The sequence below is a fragment of the Stieleria varia genome, from assembly GCF_038443385.1.
GTDB lineage: Bacteria > Planctomycetota > Planctomycetia > Pirellulales > Pirellulaceae > Stieleria > Stieleria varia.
Map to the genome: position 1 here is coordinate 2,651,862 of NZ_CP151726.1, position 18,237 is coordinate 2,670,098.

The following is an 18,237-nucleotide window of genomic DNA, read 5'->3' on the forward strand; positions in this document are numbered from 1 at the left end:
GTTCGCTCATCGATTGAGCCGAGATTGAGTGGCTGGTATTCGTTGAAGCTCCAGAAACTCGATGGCTTGTCCGGCCTCGGACGCCATTCCGATCAGTCCCGTTCCATCCTCCGCCAGCCTGAACAAGAGCTCAATTCCTTGTTGTGAGCTGCCAAAGACAAGGCTCTCCCCCGCTCCTCTGTTCTGCTCATGCTTTTGTAACACGATGGCGAACCCATGAACGTTATCACCATCGAGACGTAGCTGTCCGCGAAATCGCGATCCCGGCGTGCGTTGTCTGGGAATCGAAAGTTCTACTTCCACAGTTCCAGTTGCATCGACGCCCGATGTCACTTTCATCTCAATATCGGTTGATGATTCCATTCGCGAGTTGGTCAACCGCCCCTTCCAGCGATTCCCAGTGGCGCACGCCTGTTGCCAAGATTGAGCCATGCCATCGCGGTCCGAGGGGGCCTTAATCGAAGTCTCTTCTCTCGTTAGTTCAATGAGCTCTTTGGAACCGGAGATTCCCAGCAGTGTTGTTCCATCGGTGGACAATCGGAACTGATGCTTCGCGTCGCGATGCACCCCATAGACGTCGGCGTAGCCGCTGTATCCAAAGTGGGTGGGCTGTGCGACACTGGACTTCGCCTCCAGTAGGAGAGCATATCCATCGATGGCGCGGTCCATCGGGTCGAGCGTAGCAGAAAAAGATCGGAACTGATGAGGATTGTCTGGGTTCTGAATGGTCATTTGAAACGCTTGCCCGTCGTCATGAACTTCACAAACGTTCAACACGACCTTGTCCGCGGCACTTTCACCGCGAACAATCTTGCCTGTCCAGCGAGTCCCCGATTGCAGAGCAGTTTCCCATCGCGACAGCGAGCTTTGCATTTCAGCGACCTCAGCGGCAGGTTTCAAGTCTACGGAAATATTCTGTGTGAGACTTCCCCGGCTGCTGCTTGCTCCAAAGCATTCACCTGTTGGAGAAAATGCGAGTCTCAGGGAACCGCCGATTCCGCTTGTGATCATTGGTAGCTGATGTTCCGTGCCTTGAAACTTTGTTCCCTCGCCGGAAGTCCACTTCAGATTCAGCGGCCAAGAAAAAATGTTTTCCGGACTCGTCGTCAGCACTCCTTCGAAAATGGCCACGGCGAAATCATCAACTGAGGTTTCCATGATCACACGGACATACTTGCCTTCGTCGCGGTTCTCGGCAAAAGTCAGCCGCACATTGCGTGAGACATCGCCATCATACTGAATCGCTCCCTCCCATACTCGTCCCCGGCCTGTCCACTGCTGAATCTGCGAACGGTATGCCCGATAGTCTGGCAGAGGCGATGAGATCGCTGTGTTTTGGAACGCAACTGGACTCTGCGACTTGAACCACGCTAGCTGGTTGTCCGAGAGAATACCTAAGGTGATGTTGCTTTGAGCATCTGTTTTTGGAAACGGGGGCTCCCCTTCAACTGGTGTGAGCGAAATTGACCAGCCGTCGGGCTGTGGGCGAACTCCGTCGGGCTGTGGGCGAACTCCGTCGGGCTGTGGGCGAACTCCGTCGGGCATCCCATTCTCATTGGAGGTCGGTTGCGGTGGATCGGCGAGCTTGAGCGATCCTATCCACGATGCGCGACGGAGATGGTCTGCAACGTCCTCAAGCAGAACGACAACCTTCTCACCGTCGCTCTCTTGATGCACAAACTGCAAGCTTAGTTGTTGAACCGGACCGTTCGTTGCGAATATTGATGCCTGAAACGATTGATTCGAATGGATCATGGCCAGCAATTGTTGATGCTCCCGATTGAGCCGTTCCTTCATCTGGACTTCTGCATTTGCAACCGCTTGGATCAGTTCATTGCGTTTGGCGATGAGTCGCGTGACCGAGTTTTCTGATACATTTGGTTCGAGCAGCACTGCGTCGTTAGGCAGGTCGTTGCGGGCGATCGCGTCTGCTCCGAAACCTTTGGCAACGACCTGAATGTCCAGGTCTGTGAATTCCCATTTGGATGCATTTTTCCTGGCGATGACAGAGCCATTGCTGGTCGATTTGTCGCCGGTGCTGCCTGTCCGCCGAAATATTTGGAGCGGTGGCTCCGGCGGCGGCATTCTGGTCTTTGCAACGGATCGTTCTGGTTCGCGAAGACCGGCAAGCGTTTGTCTTGCTCGCTCGAAGCTGCTGGGGTCGTGATTGTATGCCGCAAATGCTTCGGCGAGTGATTCTGGATGAAATGTATCGCACTTCAGTTGTTCGTGGACTTGAAACTCAAGTTTCAAGCTACTGTCCGACTGTTTGTTCGAGTTGACCAGAGAAATGGAATTCAGTGTTTGATTGACTTCGCCGCTGCGATGGTGGGTCCGAATCCAAACGTCGAGCTCCTCCATCGACGGCCGATCGGAGCCGCATCCTGATGACACAATCGCAAGAACACCGGCTGTGAACGCAAGTGTCGCTTGCCATACAAGCAGACCATGAGAGACACACGTTTTTTGTTGACTCATTCCGCTCTCCAGCGTTGTGTAGGTGCCAAGTTGATGCCGAAAGATGTTCTATTGACGCCGCACGGAGAAAACTTCGCCGTCGTCAACGCCGATGAGGATGTAGTGGTCTGGGGTCACCCACTTGATCCAGCGTTGGTTTGGCGAACCCGCGTCGGCTCTCTCTTTTGGCGTCGGAATGTAGACGCCGGGGATTTCCGGATCATCGGCGAGCACCTCCACACCCGTTCCTAGCATCTGTTCGACCTGCTTCAGTGGCATTCCGACCTTGACCTTGGTAAAGTCTTGATTGGTCGGGCTTCCCTGGTTGGTCGGGCCACCACAGCCAGTCAACACAAACAAGCTCAACAGAGCAGCGGGCCACCACCATTGGCGATGCGTTTCATGGGGTCGATGAATTGCTGTCGATCGCACCATCTGGATTGATTCCTTCGAACGGCGTAAATGTTCTGAAAAGCGGGATTCTGAAATGACTACCTCTCAATGGCCCGGCACAACCGATTGGGTGACAGAAAATCCGGAAAAACATTTTCATAGCATTTGGGCTTGCGACACGTCGTACCGTAGAGTCAACGTTGGTCGACCTCTCGCTTCGGTCCTTCAATCCAATGGACGATGAATCCGAACGCGACCCGCATGTCGCCCGCCCAAATGATCTACCAGTCGATTCCGCCGGTTCAATGAGCTTGCTCTTGAGGGACTGGGCAGCCAATGAGCAGGAGATAGCCAGGCGGATACATGTCGAGTATTTTCCTCGCCTGCGGAAACTTTCCCACAACCTTCTGCAAGGGTTGGTGAGTGCGAACGTCGAAGCGGATGACGTCGTTCAAAGTGCGATCATGAGTTTCTGCATTTACATGCGAGGAGAGAGGGCGACACAAAACAAAGGGCGTGACGACGTATGGCGGTTGCTCTGTCGCATTGCGGCATGTAAAGCATCTCGACGCAGACAACGCCAAACGCGTGGACTCCGCGGAGGACGCCTGTTGGCAATGTCAGACCTTGCGACTGACAACGGTGCGGGTCGCGTTGAGGACTTGATTCAAGATCTCACCACCGAAGACATCGACTTGGTTCTAAAAGATGCCATCGAGCATCTCGATGAATCGCTCCGACCGATCGCATTAATGGTGATGGAGGGGAGAAGTCAGCAGGAGATCAGTGAAGTGCTCAACGTTTCACGACGAACCGTCATTCGTAAATTCGACCTCACCAAACGTCTGTTGGCGTCTTTGCTAGACGACTCCTCCGCTGATTCGGACTAGGACGTCAGTGTGCATGCTGCGTCGGTCGCGTTACTCGCGTCGTAGGGATGCAAAGAAGACATTGTGTTCAGCGTTCAAACAAAGAAGAATTTCGCAGATGCTCGGAAATTCACGTAGCCGAGCCTCTCCGAGACGTGCGGAAAATAAGTGTCGCTAAATTCACATAGAAATCATTGATCCGCGTGATTTTGGCAACGAGAGAGGACACTTATTCTCCAAACCGACCACGAAGTGGTTAAACAACATAGCCTCGGGTCGAGGCGAAGCCAGCACGCCCCGGGTTAGCTGCTGTCGTCGCATCCGCGACTGAGGGGATTGCTGGGGACGTGAAGAATGAACCGGCGATGATCGCTTCACGGTCACAGGCAGCAGCATTCTTTTCACGTCCCGAGAGACGCGACTACGTGTTGTGATCACAGTGTTTCCAGTGTCACTGCAATGACCACCGGAGCTGTGCCGTCGGGGCCTTTGATGAAATCGATCGACTCGATGACTTCCGATCGCGTCGGGGTCACGGTCAAGTATCGTACTTGCTGATTGCGAACCGCAAATGCGAACTTGGATTCCGGGACATCGACTCGGCGGATGTAATCGGCAAAGTGAACTCCGTTTTTGAGTTCGATCTGCTCACTCTCGCCGTCGGCATAGTTCAGCTTGACGATCATCGACACGCTGTCTTTCTCACCGTACGGGAATCCCCATCCGCTGACGCCGCCGAGCATGTGGATCATGCGAGTCGCGGTGTTGCAGGGCACGTTGACTTGACGAGGCATCGTGCGACACATGGCGCCAGCCGGGCCGTACAACAGAATCGTGTTGGCAACCTTTCCGTCTTGCGGATCGATCAAGGCGAAGGGGACGCCTTCGAACTCTTTGTTGGACCAATCGCGGAAGATCAAACGTTCCAAGTCGCCTTCTTTGGAATTGAACATCCCACGGTCCGATGCGATCGTGGCCGCTTTTCGCAGATCGACCGGGACGAATCGACCACGCTCGGTCAGGAATTCGAGCAAGTCAGTCAATTCTGGAGCCGTGATCTGCTTTTCAAACCCTTCCGGCATCAGCGACTTCGTCGACGCCTTGAGCGCTTCGATGTCTTCACGCAGGATCGGTAGCTTTTCACCTTGGCTGTTGTAGATCTCGATCGCTGTACGAGACTCACTGGCCAACAACCCGACCAGCACGGTTCCGTCGGCTTTGATCACATTGTACGCGCGATAGTTTCCCTCGACGTCACGATTGGGATCCAAAATGTGAGTCAACAACTCGGCCTTGGGGTGTACGGCCATGCCGGTCAAGTCCGGGCCGATGCGTTTGCCCAGTCCGGGTAGCTTTCCATGCAAGTGACAGTTGACACAGTTTTTGGTGAAAACGGCCATGCCATTCTCGACGTTGCCGGTCGCCTTGGTGACGGAGATGAGGCTTTCCATGACGGCTTGCCGGTCCGCATTGGGAACCGCACCGCCACGCGACAGGATTTCGCGTGCACTTCGTCGGATCGCATTTTCTGGGTGATCCAGCAACGACTGTCGCTGATCCAGCGACAGTTCAGAAACCTGGATCGCGCCGCTATCGATCGCCGCCAACATGGCTCTGGTGCGTTCGGGACGCTGCAATAGGACCGCGAGTCCTTGCGAACGCAGTTTTGGCGTGAAGGAGTCGAAGCGGTCAACCAGTTCTTCGCCCAACTCCGGTGAGCGGTGCTCCCCGATCGCCTGCATGATGCCGCCGGCGAGTTCTGGTGCGGCTTGCGGAGTGATGCAATCGAGCAAGTCGAACAGGGTGTCGTCGTCGGCCGCTCCGAATCGCACCATTTCGGTCGCTGCGGCAATCCGCTTGTTCATTGCCAGCGATTCGTCCTGGACCTGAGCCAGCAAGGTGGCATTGATCTCAGCGGCATATTTTTTGAAATGCTCGCTGCCCCAAAGGCGACCGAGTTTGACGAGGTTGCCCTGTGAACTGGCTGGAGCCTTTTGTAACAATTGATCCATCGCGCTGACCAACGCGTCGGTCATCTCGGGCGATTCCTCGGTCGTCCAACCTTGTGCCAACCCATCAATGATCCAACTGGCTGTGTCGACCGGAGCATTCTGAAGTGCTTGGAACAACGGAGCGATGGAGTCGACGGGTGCGCCGCGTGCGTAGTGCTCGGTGATGACACGAGTCGAATCGAGGACAGATGATCCAGGGTCTGATGTCAGTCCCGCGACGGCGGTCAAGAATCCGAAGGCGTTGTTCGCTGCGGCGCTGACGATCGCATCGCCGATCCAGCGATCCACCAAAGACTTGTCTTGCGACATTGCCAAGATGGCGGCACCCGCGGCGGTCGATGGCGGCAAATCTGACAGTGCCAGCAACGCGGCGAGTCGAACTTGGGCATCCGAGTCCGACAACAGATCACCGTCGACAACGGCTTGTGTTGATTCGGCGATGTTTGGCAACACGGCCAACGCGTTTCGTCGAACGCCTGCGGAGGGGTGCTTTAATGCGGCCAGCGCGGCTTGGGTTGCCTTGGGATGTTGTCCATCCAGCATTCCCAGTCCGTGCATGGTCCAGAGGGCGTGGATGGCACCCGGATTGAGACCGATTTCGTCGGTGGAAGTATCGTTGACCAGGGCGATCAACGGGTCTTGGACATCATCCTTGCCGCGTTCGACCAACAGACGCTGTGCTTGGCGACGCCAGAACATGTTGTTGTCGGCAAGCGTTTTGACCAACGTTTGGGCGTCAGCGTTTTTCAGCGAACGAGGTTTGCGATCGGGTGCATCATCATAGACGACGCGATAGATTCGCCCGTGTTTCTTGTCACGCAAGTCGGACTTGTACGCGTTGCCTTTGCCGGTCTCGAAACCGCGCGGCGTGGGGTTGTGTTGGATGATGTAGTTGTACCAATCGATCACCCAAACATTGCCGTCCGGGCCGACTTCGCCCATGATCGGGGCGGTCCATTCGTCATCGCTGGCGAATAGGTTGAACTCATTCGACGAGTGAAAGTCGCTGCCATCGGGTTTGATGACAAAGGTCGCCAGCAGGTGTCCGGTCGGACCGGCGACGAACGCGGTCCGGTTCCACCAAGGCTGTGGATAGTTGCGTGCGGTGTACAACGCGTGCCCGGCTGCAGCGGTGAAACCACCATGGTGGTCGACTTGACGCACTTTGTCGGTGATCGGTGAAAACAGGTGATCTTTGGCGATTGTTCCCAGGCGCAGATTCGGAGTCCAGCCGCGTACGCGTTCGTAATAGCGGTTGGCAATGGGCATGTAAACGCTTGGATTGTGGTTGGCGGTCGAGCCAAAAATGATGCCTTCTTCGCTGATCCCCAGTCCCCAAGTGTTGTTGTCGGTGGAGCGAATGAACTCTACTTCGCCGCCATCGGGTCGGAAACGAAAGAAGCCATTGCGGAACGAGACGGCGTCGTCATCGTCGATCTTGTCGTTCTTGGGTCGGGAGTCGTTATAGCCTTGCATGGCCCAAATCCAATTGTCCAAACCGTATTGGAAATTGCTGACACCACCGTGGGTGTCGCCTTGGTTCCAACCCTCAAAGATGACTTCGCGTTGATCGGCTTTGTCGTCGCCATCGGTATCGGTCAATCGCAAAGTGCGAGTACCGTCGTGAACGATCACCGAACCGCGATCAAAGGTGATGCTGGTGGGAATGCTGAGCTTTTCCGCAAACACCGTGAACTTGTCGGCTTTCCAATCACCGTCGGTGTCTTCCAGAATGCGAATGCGGTCACGGCCCTTGCCCTCGGGTTGCAGTTCGTTGGGGTAGTCGTAGGTTTCCGCGATCCAGAGTCGACCGCGTTCGTCCCAGGACATCGCGATCGGTTTGCCTTGAATGTCGGGGTCGGCGGCAAACAGTTCGAGGTGGAATCCCTTGGGGACCACCGCGTGCTTTATCGATTCCTCGGCCGGCAAAGGATCTTGCATTGTCGACAGCGGCTGGCCTTGGGTTCCCCACGACTGGCCCGGGGTGTAGTTGGGGATCTTGTTGCCGACTTCGCTGTAGGTGAATGGTTTCAGATCGGCTGGAACCGTATTCATCTCTGGGATGGGAAACGGCGCGTCGACCAGATAGGCGGGAACGCTGGTCTGATCGTCACCGGCAGCCCAGCGGACTCCGCGTTCGACGAGGTTGACGAATCCTGGATTTCCCCAAGTGCGATGATCGTGACCCCATGCGGTGTAGAAAACACGTCCGTTGCCTTGGGTGCGAATCCAAGTCCACGGTTCGCGGCCGTTTTCATCGACGCGGTAGGACAAAACCGTTCGGTTTTCTTCGTTGTGCAAGTGATGGACGTAGGTCTCGTCCCAGCTCTCGAATCCGCCGAAACTCTTCATCAGCGGATGGTTGTTCTGAATCTCGGTGCGGAAAACGCCTGTTCCGTGTCGTTGGAACTGCGCCCCCATCAACGCGACCATCTTGGGTGAATTTCGAAAGCAGAAAGTCGCACAATGTAACGGCACAAACCCGCCGCCATTGTTCACGTAATCCATCACGGCTTGTTCGGCCGACGGCGTGATCTCATCAATGTTGGCGTACAGCAACAAGACGTCGTACATCGCCAAATTGTCCGCGTTGATGTCCGCCAGATCGTCGGTGTAAACCAGACGAATGTCCCGTGCGGCCATTTCCGGTTGGAGCTGGTCAAAACGTTGCCGGGGTACGTGGTGGCCGCTGTCCCCGAGGAACAGCACGTCCAGGTGATTTGCCGTGGCAGTACCACCAGAAAGGAGTCCCAGCAGGACGCATGTGAAGAGAACGAAAAGACCGTGACGAGGCATCGACGACGCCCAGTTGCAAAGACGATTCACTGTGAAGTACCGGGGGGAATGGTTACAGAACGGGAAGTTGCCAATAGTTTAGCCGAAAAATCCGGTTCTGCGCTAACTGATTCATTCCGGGGTTGAACGCACCAATTTGTCGAAATCCAGTTCCAATTGAGAACTGTCCTTCCCCCCCAATTCTCGATAGATCAAGCTCGGCTGAATGTCCGTGCTGTTCTGGTACTTGTCGCTGCAATATTCGTCCGCCGAGCCGTGCAGTTGCATGTAAAAGATCTGGCAGATCTGCATTCCGCTGTAGATTCGGACCGGCTGGACGCAGTGCATTTCGATCGTCCAAGTTCCGCAATAGCCGACATTGCCGAGCGAACCGCCGGGATTGATGAACAGCCCCAAGCGGCCCACGGAGCTTCGCCCCTGAATCATGGGAACACAGGCGTGAGTTTCAGTCGTTTCGACCGTGCGTCCCAGGTACAGCATGTTGGGCTGCAAGATGATCCCTTCCGGGGGGATCTCCAAGCGTCGGTATCGATTCGGGGTTGCCGAGTCCAGCACGATTTCTTCGTAGACCAGCAGTTCGTTGTGGAGCGACAGATTGTAGCTGTTGGGATTCAGCCGTTCGGGGTCAAAGGGATCGATGCGGATCGAACCACCAAGCTCTCGCAAGATTTCTTTGCCGGAAAGAAGCATTCCAAATCCATCGTGTGTCGTCAGCAACTGGCCGCCGATTCAACTCGGCGGAATCCGAACTGCCTCCAGTTTAACGGATCGGTCCCGGAGGTGTGCCGGGGACTTTGCGAAAATCAGGATGGATTCTTTTCAGAACGCTCCGCGTGGCGCGCTGATCTGGCTCCCGGTCGACCGCTTATGGGCTGTCGATTCAGTGAGCCGACGGCGCTAGCCGCGGGCTTAATGGTGAAGACGCAACCCTTCGAAACCCGCGGCTAGCGCCATCGGCTCACAACGATTGCGTAACGCACTCAATCAACAGCGCGCTAGGCGGCGTGCGCCGCGTTGAGCATGGCGGAGCTGAGTGTCACGTAGGTCTCTGTCCAGGCTTCCTTGACCTCGTCGGTGAATCCGTCCCCCAGTCCTTGTTGCAATGTCCAAAGCAACGCTTCGCCTACGGTGCTGTAGCTTTCCTCTGGAACCCCGTATTGCACATGGCGTCGTCCGAGTTCTTCGACGGCAGGCAAGATTTCCTCCAATCGAGTCAACGACGTCACGGCTAGATTCAGGGTCGCCATCAGCTTCCGGCCTTGCTCCTTCATGTCACCTTTGAAAAGTGATCGAAGTGAGGGGTCCAGCTCGAACAGCTTTCCGTAGAACAACTCGGCGACTTTCTCGGCATCCGGTTTGACTTGATCCCACGTGGTCTGAACGGCTTCAATTTTCTCGGGCGTCATGTTGATTTTCTTTCTGGTTGGCAAAGTGATAAAAAGAATGAAGTGTTTACAGGGTTCCAAAGTTCACGGCGAATTGAAATGGCGACGAGACGAGGTCCCTAGGGCATGGGAATGCGCACCAAGACGCCACCCATGACATCGTCTTTGGCAAACTCGGGGTACGATTCGCCTCGATTGGGATGCTCGTTGTGGCAAGTCCAACAGGCCTCTGCGACAGCCCTGTCGGGATACACGGCGACGAAATACTTTTTGCCGCCAAGGGTTTCTTCGCCGTAAAAGTTCTCACCGGGGTTGTCCGAGATGTACTTCAGCGCTTCCTGTTCCAAATCCGTTTGCGCTGTATGCTGCTCGTTCAGCGGCCATTGGCTTCGCAACGCGTACTTGAACCCGGCTTGCGGGTTTTCGTCGACAAGCTCCGCCCCCATTCGAAACATTTGTGCGGGCAATGGAATCGCGTTGGTGCTGTCTTTCCAGTACTCATCTGCAGTGACCGGCGCGCCCTGTTTCTTGAGATTCGTCACTACATGAGTCGCGTAAACCGTTCGATCAGCCATCATGACGGCGTGCACCCCGTCCGCGAACTTCTGCGGCGAGATTCCTGTCGGCGTCGCCGACGAGCTGGCTTCCGATGTTCCGCAACCGGAGAACAGTATTGGAAGTGTGCAGCTAGCAACCACTGCAAGGGAGAAAACAGAAATGAAAGTTGACGAACGACGCATGCGGAATTCCTTGTGGAGTGCAATGTAGAAAAACGATTGATTGTGAGTGGTCGCGACCTGCCGGGATCGCGTATGGGTCATGGAGTTGGACTTCGACGGGTACGACTTCGCTTCTTAGATTCGAACCACTGGTGGGCCATCTCCACGCTCTTGGTTCGAACGATGACGGGCGACGAAAAACAGTTCCGCAACAAATGTGGGTCGCTCAACGCACTTAGCGAATACTCCAGCGAATGGCAATGAAGACAGACTTGTCGTGCCATCGTTTCGCTGGGACGCAATCCAGCGTTTTGATCGTGATTGACCCACACGGAATCGCCGTCATTCAGACGTGGCAGGTGACAGGTGGCACAACTGACTCCAGACCCGGCTGCTGCCTCACCCATCGTCTCGGCCGACCAAAGCTCAGCGTGCGCAGAACCCTGATAAGCGAGCGAGTGAGAATCGGCGTGACAGGACAGGCACGCCTGAACGGCCGCAAACTGGGTGTCAAACCGATGTCCGCTGTGGCACGCCGAACAGTTCAATTCACGGTGTGCCGCACCGGAATGCATCGGCAGTCTTGCCAACTCGGGTTTCATCGGCGACAACCCCGCGGCCAAACGCATCCCGTGCTTGCCCGTTTGAAACGTCTCGACTTGACGTTGGTGACACGTTTCGCACTGCTGCATCGAAACCGAGTCTGACCAGAGCGAGTCTATCTGGTGGCAATCGGTGCAATTCACACCGGCCGATGCGTGGGCGGTGTCGGCCCAGTCGTTCAGAATTGCATTCGTAGCCGAGACCGTGTCGGGGGCATCCGACGCATTCTGATCCAGGGCATGTCGCTCGGGATGATTCTGTTGCCATGGCGTGATGATGTCACGCCGGGGAACCCTGCCTTGGTCGATCAAGTCCGGTTCGCCATGGTGGTCGTCCAAGAATTTTTCGTACAGGGCACGGTTGTCGTGGTAGTTGTGGCAGCCCGCAGTGGCGCAGCTATCAAACGCCATGGCTTGGTGACTTGGTCGCGACTGAGCAACATCTTGATGGCAGTGCCAGCAGTAGTCGCTCGGCATGGTCAGACCCATGGGCTGCGTCTGCTCGGGGACGTGCTCTCGATGGCACGTCAAACAGTCTTGAGCATTCAACACCAGAAGCTTTTCGGCATTCACCGGATCATTAAACTTCTTAGCCGGATGCGTGTCGTTCGCGTCCTGGAGCTGCTGACCATGGCACTCGATACAAGCGTTCTGCATCACGTTGGCGGCATCATGGTCCGATGGATCGGCTTTGGGCGAGTGACAAACATTGCACGCCAGCTCAATTTGATGGTGACCATGCGTGGTTTCGCCCGGCAGCATTGCTGATTGGATTTGCGAAGCAGGAACATAGATTCCGTACAAAAACACTCCGATCACTCCCGCGCTGAGAGCCGCCCACGTCACCCACGCTGTTCGGTGCCCGGTGTTCGCAGTGGAGTTCACGACAGAGTCAGTTGCGGTCTCGCAATTGCTGTCGCCTACCGGCAATGATTCCCGGTCCTCGGGAGTCTGGTTTGGTGTCGTCATCGATTCATTGCCTCAGTCACTGAACCAATAGAAACTGAAGACATGCAGGGCGATCAGCACCGGTATCGGCCATGTCATCCATAGGTGCCACTTCGTCAGACGGGGACGCCATTGACGAAACAACATCGCGTATCGACGCGGCAGTGATGACTCCAGTCCGACCGCGACCCCAGAGAATGCGCCGACCAACGCGGCGGCGATGAAGCTGCACGAAAGCACAAGATTGAGATTGCTGCCCAGTCGCAGGCCAGTGTGAACCGCGAAGCAAAACAGAGTGGCAGTGCCGAGAATTCCGTGCAACACACGCCACCAAGCATACTGGCCCCATCTGAAACGAATGATTCGTTTGCGTAGTGAGAAAAGCATCCCCAGCGACAGGACTCCGAGCAAAGTGAAGCCGGTGACTTGTCTGAGGAAATCCGATCGCCAGAGCACATCGATCGATCGCATGCCGGATTGCACCGAATCGGCCATCGTAATGGGTGGCAACAACAGCAACATCACAGCGGCCAACATTCCCACCAACGATGCGGTGATCAATGTGCGCGTGCCGGGAGCAGCAACCACCTCTGGTGTGCCTGTCACGAGCTCCTGAACCAATGGTCGACAACTGCCACAGGCGGTCGCGGCACCGCATCGAGCAGACAGTTGGTTCAGATCCTCACAACCTGACTCGATCATTTCCGTCAGCGTGCCTTTGCTGATCCCCAGACAGGCACAAACCACACTATCGCTCGGCCATTCAGCGACCGGCCATGCACCCGAGGGTGCCCATGGACTGCCTGTTCGCATGAACCTTCTTCGCTGCCAAGGCCACATCTGCTGCTGACGATTGATCGCTTGCCTCACTTGAGGCAACTCGTTCCAATCACCGACGCACGAGGCGCCCACGATCCGTCCTTGCTCCAGCAAAATCTTTCGATATCCATGCTCATCTTGATTGATCAGCGGGATGCCGCCGGGGGAATCACCCAAGGCTCGACCAAGCGTCGCAACCTGTACCCCCATCAGCTTGAGCTCAGCCGATTCATCAGCTCCCAGAAACGTGGCCGACTCACCGGAGAGTCGATGTGCCAACACATCCGCCATGCGGTAACACGGTGCGACCAAACCGTAGACGTGGCTTCGATGGCTGACGCACTCGCCGATCGCGTGGATCAAGGGATCCGCAGTCGTCAACGTGTCATCGACCACGATTCCACCCCGCTGCCCCACCGGCAACCCGCAGCCGCGAGCCAAGTCGTCGTTGGGACGCACTCCCGCAGCAACGATCACGATCCCGACGCTGACGCTTTCGGCATTCTCGAAGTCGAGTCTCAAACGCCCAGGGCTTTCTGTTTCGATGCAATGCAGACGCCGGACGAGTGACACCTCCAGCCCCATCGACTCGACTCTTGTTTTCAATAATGCTGCGCCCTTGGCATCCAATTGCCGAGGCATCAAACCAGGCGCCATTTCGACAACGGAGACCGCCACACCCGCATCGCTCAGGATCTTTGCCGCTTCCAGTCCGAGCAAGCCGCCACCGATCACCACTCCGTTGCTAACGCTATTGGTCTCGATGAATGACTTGATGTCCTGTAGATCCTGCAGCGACCGATAGACGAAAACACCTTGCGAGCGGATTCCAGGAACTGGCGGCAAAAACGCATGGGACCCTGTCGCCAAGATCAAACGATCATATGGAATCCGCTCGTCTTGATCATCGATCACCTCTCGACTCTCGCGATCGATGGATCGAATTCGACGTCCCGTGATCAGCTTGATCGAATGCTCGGCGTACCATTGAGGCGACGCCAGCAGTAGCTTTTCAGCGTTGGATTCGGAAAAGAGTTTGGAAAGGTTGACCCGGTCATAGGCGGGTGTCGGCTCGTCTCCATAAACTGTGACTGCATACCGCTGGATGGATTTTCGGCGAACAAGCCGATCGCACAAACCGAACGCTGACATGCCTCCACCGACAATTACCAATCGTTGCTTGACCACGACGCTCTCGTTCTGGGGACTTGCAGAGCAGTCTTTGATTTGCGATTGGCGAGCTTGAAGCACAGTGGACATCGCAGCCTTTGAAAACCATTCCACGGGCATCCACGCATTGAGCAATTCAGCGTGAAGCGTACGTAGGAAAACAATCAGCATTCATTGCTGGGTATCAACAGATCCATCGATACCCATGGCTTGGCAATTGATATACCAATTGGTGTAGAAAAAGGGCGTGATGTGCGGGTGTGACGCGATGGTCCATTACGCAGACCAAATGGCTGTATCGCAACCGTTAGGTGTGCGGATACGTTCCAGGCAACGCAGTTGGGATGAAGCAATGCAACGGCGAATGCCTCTTTTCGTGGCATAGACCGATCGAGACTGCTAAGCGAAGCAGCGATCCTGGTCGAGAAGACGGTTGCGAGAAAGTGGCCAAGGCCCGAACTTCCCCAAGTTCCTTGGGGGAGGTGCCGGTCACGCGGCACGGCTCATGGCGTTTGGTTGTTGTTTGGCGTATGAAGGTGTTCGTTTTCGACTCGGAGAGTCGAACGACAGTCGCTCGACGTTCCACGGCGATAGCGCGCCCCGGAAAACGTCTTGCCAATTCCGAACGTTTACTTGCGCAGACAGGCCCCCTCCCTCGCATTCGCCTGTAAGGCTCTGCTCGACCTCCCCCAAGTTCCGAGACTGCTGATTGAATCGTGTTGCGTTGTGTCTGTGAGCCGATAGCGCTAGCCACGGGCCTCGAAGGGTTTCGTCAACACCATTAGGCCCGCGGCTAGCGCCTTGCGGCTCACTAAATCAGCAGTCTCGTTCCTTGGGGGAGGTGACAGTGGAACAGGAATGGTTTCGAAGAAATGCCTAAATTGAGCCAACCGCAACTATAGAGCAGCCCAGCGTAAGCATTTGCTGGGCTACTTGGCCGGCTACTTGTCGGTCGCCAGTTTGCGGAAGTAGGCTTCGATGGCGTCGCGGTAGTGGGTGGGTAGATCGCGACTGATTTGCTGTAACGCTTCTTTGCGTTCTGCGGGTGGCAAATTACCCCAGGCTTCTTCGTCGAACTTCTTTTTGTCAACGTTGCCATTGCCCGAACCTCCAGCGATCTGGCTGTCTTGCATCGGCTGAGCTTGGCCGGGTTCCTGCTTGCCGCTTCCTTGACCGGATTGACTTTGTTGCTGCTGCTGTTGTTGTTGCTGTTGCTCCTCCAGTTTCTCGATCAGCTTCGTCAACTTGTCGATGATCTTTTGCTCTTGGTCTTCGACTTGCTCATTACTGCGTCCCAAGTCCAGGCGACGGGTGACGTCACTCATCAATCGCGAAATCTCGTCCAGTGAGTCTTCTTTGAGCGGTTTGATGTCAGCGATCATCAACTTGGCCGTGCGTGTGAAACGAACCGGTGAGTCGGCTTCGTTTTCCAATAGACGTCGCAAATCGGTCAGAGCGTCCTTTTTCATCAGCAACGCGTGATAGCATGCGCCGCGGTAGAACAAGGCCGAAGCCGGATCGAGCGACTCCACCACGTCGACTTCGGCGATCACCGGCAGGGCTTCATCGAACAATCGTTGACGGACCAACAAGCGTCCCAACCAAGTTCGAACGCTCATCCGCATTTGTTTTGGCAAAGATTCAATTTCGGCATAGACACTTTGAGAGGGGTCCATGCTCTTGGCCGCAGCGATGGGGTCATCGGTGGCAGACTGAATCAAGTCTCGGACGCTGGGGACGAGTGGTTGGATGACGGAGACGAACGCGTCGAGCGGGTCGGCGTCTTGCTGCTCAATGGCGGACAAGAATCGCTGAGACGTCTCATCCATCGCGACGGGGGCGGCACCGAGTTGATCGAGTGACTGACGCAGCAAACCGGACATGGATTCGGCGTCGCGTGCGTGCCAACTGGCTTGATTCTCGAGCGATTCGTCATCAGCGGTTGCAGAGGCGACTTGGAGGCTCAGTGTCATGACCCCGATGGACGTGATCAAAATGAGAGGCCAGATCGACAGGGCCGGTAGCCGTGTCACGCGAGCAGTCAGTCGGTTCGCCATGTGTTTGCCTGGTTCTACTGGTTACGCTTCATCACCAAATCGCGTGTGATTTGGTACAACCGTTGTTGCCTGTCCGACAAGCTCTTCAAAAGCGGCAGCAAATCCTGCGCCGATGTCTCCCCAGATTCTAGTGTCTGGGCATACCGCTGGGTGGTCGATTTGATTCGGGTTTCCATCGTCCGGATCAATTTTAGCTCCGCAATACTGTCCACGAGGGGCTGTTCTTGCTCTCCGCCTTGCTGTTGTTGGGGTTGTTGTTGGTTTTGCTGCTGCTGTTTCTCCAAGTCCCGTTGGGCCTGTTGGAGCGACAAAATCATTTCTTCCAGGGCCGCCAAAATATCTTGCTGGATTCCTTGGGTGATCACATCGATTTTGGACTCGCCCAATCGTTGGGCAACTCGGTCGGTATCGTCGCGAATTTGTGCAACCACCTCAGGAAACGCCACGCTGGAGCCTTCCTCTCGCAATAGCAGCATTGCTCGATCCGCCTCCATGGTGATCTTTTTCTCCTCGAAGGAGAGATTTCCCGCCTTGAGGTCCGTCTGACGATTTCGCTGTTCTTGGGGGACCGCCGACAAAGCCACCGTGTCCTCATACACTTTTGTCTGCATCGCCGCCATGCGTTTTAGACGCCCCTCCAATCGGGCGAGTTCCCGCATCATTTCTTCTTCGCGAAGCTGACGAAGGATTTTTTCGAGCCGATCGATGGCCTTTCGCAACTGGGCTTCGGCCTCCCGCTGCCGCTCGGTCGCCTGATCTCGCTTGGCATCGTCGAGTTCCTTTTGCGCCTGCTCCATCTTCTCAATCGCCTCCTGCAACTCCTGTTCGGCCTGTTGCTGAGGAGTTTGAGGTTGCTGTTGAGCGGAATCCTGCTCAGAAGAGTCTTGCTGTGGCTGGCCGGAGGACTCGGAAGGCTTGCCGTCTTGTGACGGTGATGGTTTGGACTGCGATGGTTTGGATTCACTCGACTCCGACGGTTTGCCGTCTGACGGTTGACTATCAGAAGGCTTACTTTCTGATGGTTTTGCTTCTGATGGTTTTGCTTCTGATGGTTTGCCGTCGGTTGGCTTTTCCTCGGAAGGTTTACCGTCTGAATCGCTGGGCTTGTCGGACTTGCTCGGGTCGTCTTTGGAGTCGCCCATCGGCTTGGAATCTGACTCCTGGTTTTCCTCGGATTTCGAAGCGTCACCAGATTTGGAATCGCTTTCTTGGGCGGCATCCGATTGAGCAGCGTCTGATTCTGCTGACTCTGATTCGGCAGACTCCGAGTCTTTGGATTCAGCTTCGGGCTGGTCAAACTCGTTGTCTTCGCTGATCTGATCCTTCAGTTCTTCGCTGCGTTTGGCGATGTCTTTCTGCTCGCCTTTGACCTCATCCAGATCCGCGCCATTCTCGGTGCGGGCGCGTGTGCTGCGTTGAGATCGTTCGATTCGTTTGAGGTCGGAAATCAGCTTCGCGACGCGTTCTTTTTCGTCGCGAATCCGCTTCGAGCGATCTTCGCTCATCAACAACGTCAGGATCGACTTGAGGCCTTCACTTGCTGCTTCTTGATTGTCGATCGCATCCTGAAACTTTTGGTTCTCGATCGACTTCGAGGCATCCCGCAACTTCTCCAGGACGAATTGATCTCTGGATTGTTTCGCTGCACGTCGAAGCAACGCCGCACGTTCGGGGTTCTCGGCGGCCTCGACATCGGCCATCCGCAACAGCAGTTCTTCCAATCGCTCATAGCGTTTCGCGACGCCGTCTTGTTTGAGCAACAGTTGCGATTCATCCGCGGCCGCAGGAACCGTCAACAGTGTGACCCATGCGGCGAGAACGCAAAAACAGGTTCCCACGAAGTTTCGTCGGAGTCGTTGAGGTTTCATCGTAAGGGTCATGGAAATGCTCGTGTGGTCATGTACGTCAGGCTTTCTAGCCTGACATACGCTGGGCATGTCAGGCTGGAAAGCCTGACGTACTTGGGGGCATGTCAGGCTGGAAAGCCTGACGTACTTGGGGGCATGTCAG

The 18,237-nt window shown here is 55.7% G+C and carries 11 protein-coding genes; 1 reads left to right on the forward strand and 10 read right to left on the reverse strand.

Translation table 11 applies throughout. From position 1 onward, the window contains the following. Positions 1-6: 6 nt before the first annotated feature. Both Pla52nx_RS09065 and Pla52nx_RS09070 read right to left on the reverse strand, forming a co-directional pair. Positions 7-2,478, reverse strand: coding sequence for a hypothetical protein (locus Pla52nx_RS09065; protein WP_146521208.1), 2,472 nt, complete (start codon positions 2,476-2,478; stop codon positions 7-9). A gap of 48 nt (positions 2,479-2,526) precedes the next feature. Then, positions 2,527-2,892, reverse strand: a complete 366-nt coding sequence (locus tag Pla52nx_RS09070) for a hypothetical protein (RefSeq protein ID WP_146521207.1) — start codon at positions 2,890-2,892, stop codon at positions 2,527-2,529. 191 nt (positions 2,893-3,083) lie between these two features. Here Pla52nx_RS09070 and Pla52nx_RS09075 point away from each other — a divergent pair, with 191 nt between their 5' ends. Then, positions 3,084-3,740, forward strand: coding sequence for an ECF-type sigma factor (locus Pla52nx_RS09075; RefSeq protein WP_146521206.1), 657 nt, complete (start codon positions 3,084-3,086; stop codon positions 3,738-3,740). A gap of 413 nt (positions 3,741-4,153) precedes the next feature. On the opposite strand, the gene Pla52nx_RS09080 is transcribed toward Pla52nx_RS09075, so the two are convergent. From Pla52nx_RS09080 to Pla52nx_RS09115, 8 genes are all read right to left on the reverse strand, one after another. Next, the gene (locus Pla52nx_RS09080; RefSeq protein ID WP_231742121.1) at positions 4,154-8,557 is read right to left on the reverse strand and encodes a PVC-type heme-binding CxxCH protein; all 4,404 of its coding nucleotides are present in this window, start codon (positions 8,555-8,557) and stop codon (positions 4,154-4,156) included. A gap of 81 nt (positions 8,558-8,638) precedes the next feature. Continuing rightward, positions 8,639-9,217 carry a dCTP deaminase gene (locus Pla52nx_RS09085; RefSeq protein ID WP_146521204.1) on the reverse strand — a complete coding sequence of 193 codons (579 nt, stop codon included), beginning with the start codon at positions 9,215-9,217 and terminating at the stop codon, positions 8,639-8,641. Between the two features lie 305 nt (positions 9,218-9,522). Then, positions 9,523-9,933 carry a globin family protein gene (locus Pla52nx_RS09090; protein WP_146521203.1) on the reverse strand — a complete coding sequence of 137 codons (411 nt, stop codon included), beginning with the start codon at positions 9,931-9,933 and terminating at the stop codon, positions 9,523-9,525. A gap of 98 nt (positions 9,934-10,031) precedes the next feature. Further along, positions 10,032-10,733, reverse strand: coding sequence for a DUF3365 domain-containing protein (locus Pla52nx_RS09095; RefSeq protein WP_342190371.1), 702 nt, complete (start codon positions 10,731-10,733; stop codon positions 10,032-10,034). Next, a complete protein-coding gene (locus tag Pla52nx_RS09100; protein WP_146521201.1) occupies positions 10,730-12,202 on the reverse strand; it encodes a cytochrome c3 family protein in 1,473 nt (490 codons plus the stop codon). Before Pla52nx_RS09100 ends, Pla52nx_RS09095 begins: the two co-directional genes overlap by 4 nt. Positions 12,203-12,214: 12 nt before the next feature. Continuing rightward, a complete protein-coding gene (locus tag Pla52nx_RS09105) occupies positions 12,215-14,260 on the reverse strand; it encodes an FAD-dependent oxidoreductase (RefSeq protein WP_197454756.1) in 2,046 nt (681 codons plus the stop codon). Between the two features lie 851 nt (positions 14,261-15,111). Beyond that, on the reverse strand, positions 15,112-16,227 hold the full coding sequence (locus Pla52nx_RS09110) for a hypothetical protein (protein ID WP_231742120.1): 1,116 nt from the start codon (positions 16,225-16,227) through the stop codon (positions 15,112-15,114). 14 nt (positions 16,228-16,241) lie between these two features. Then, positions 16,242-18,095, reverse strand: coding sequence for a hypothetical protein (locus tag Pla52nx_RS09115; protein ID WP_231742119.1), 1,854 nt, complete (start codon positions 18,093-18,095; stop codon positions 16,242-16,244). Positions 18,096-18,237: the final 142 nt, after the last annotated feature.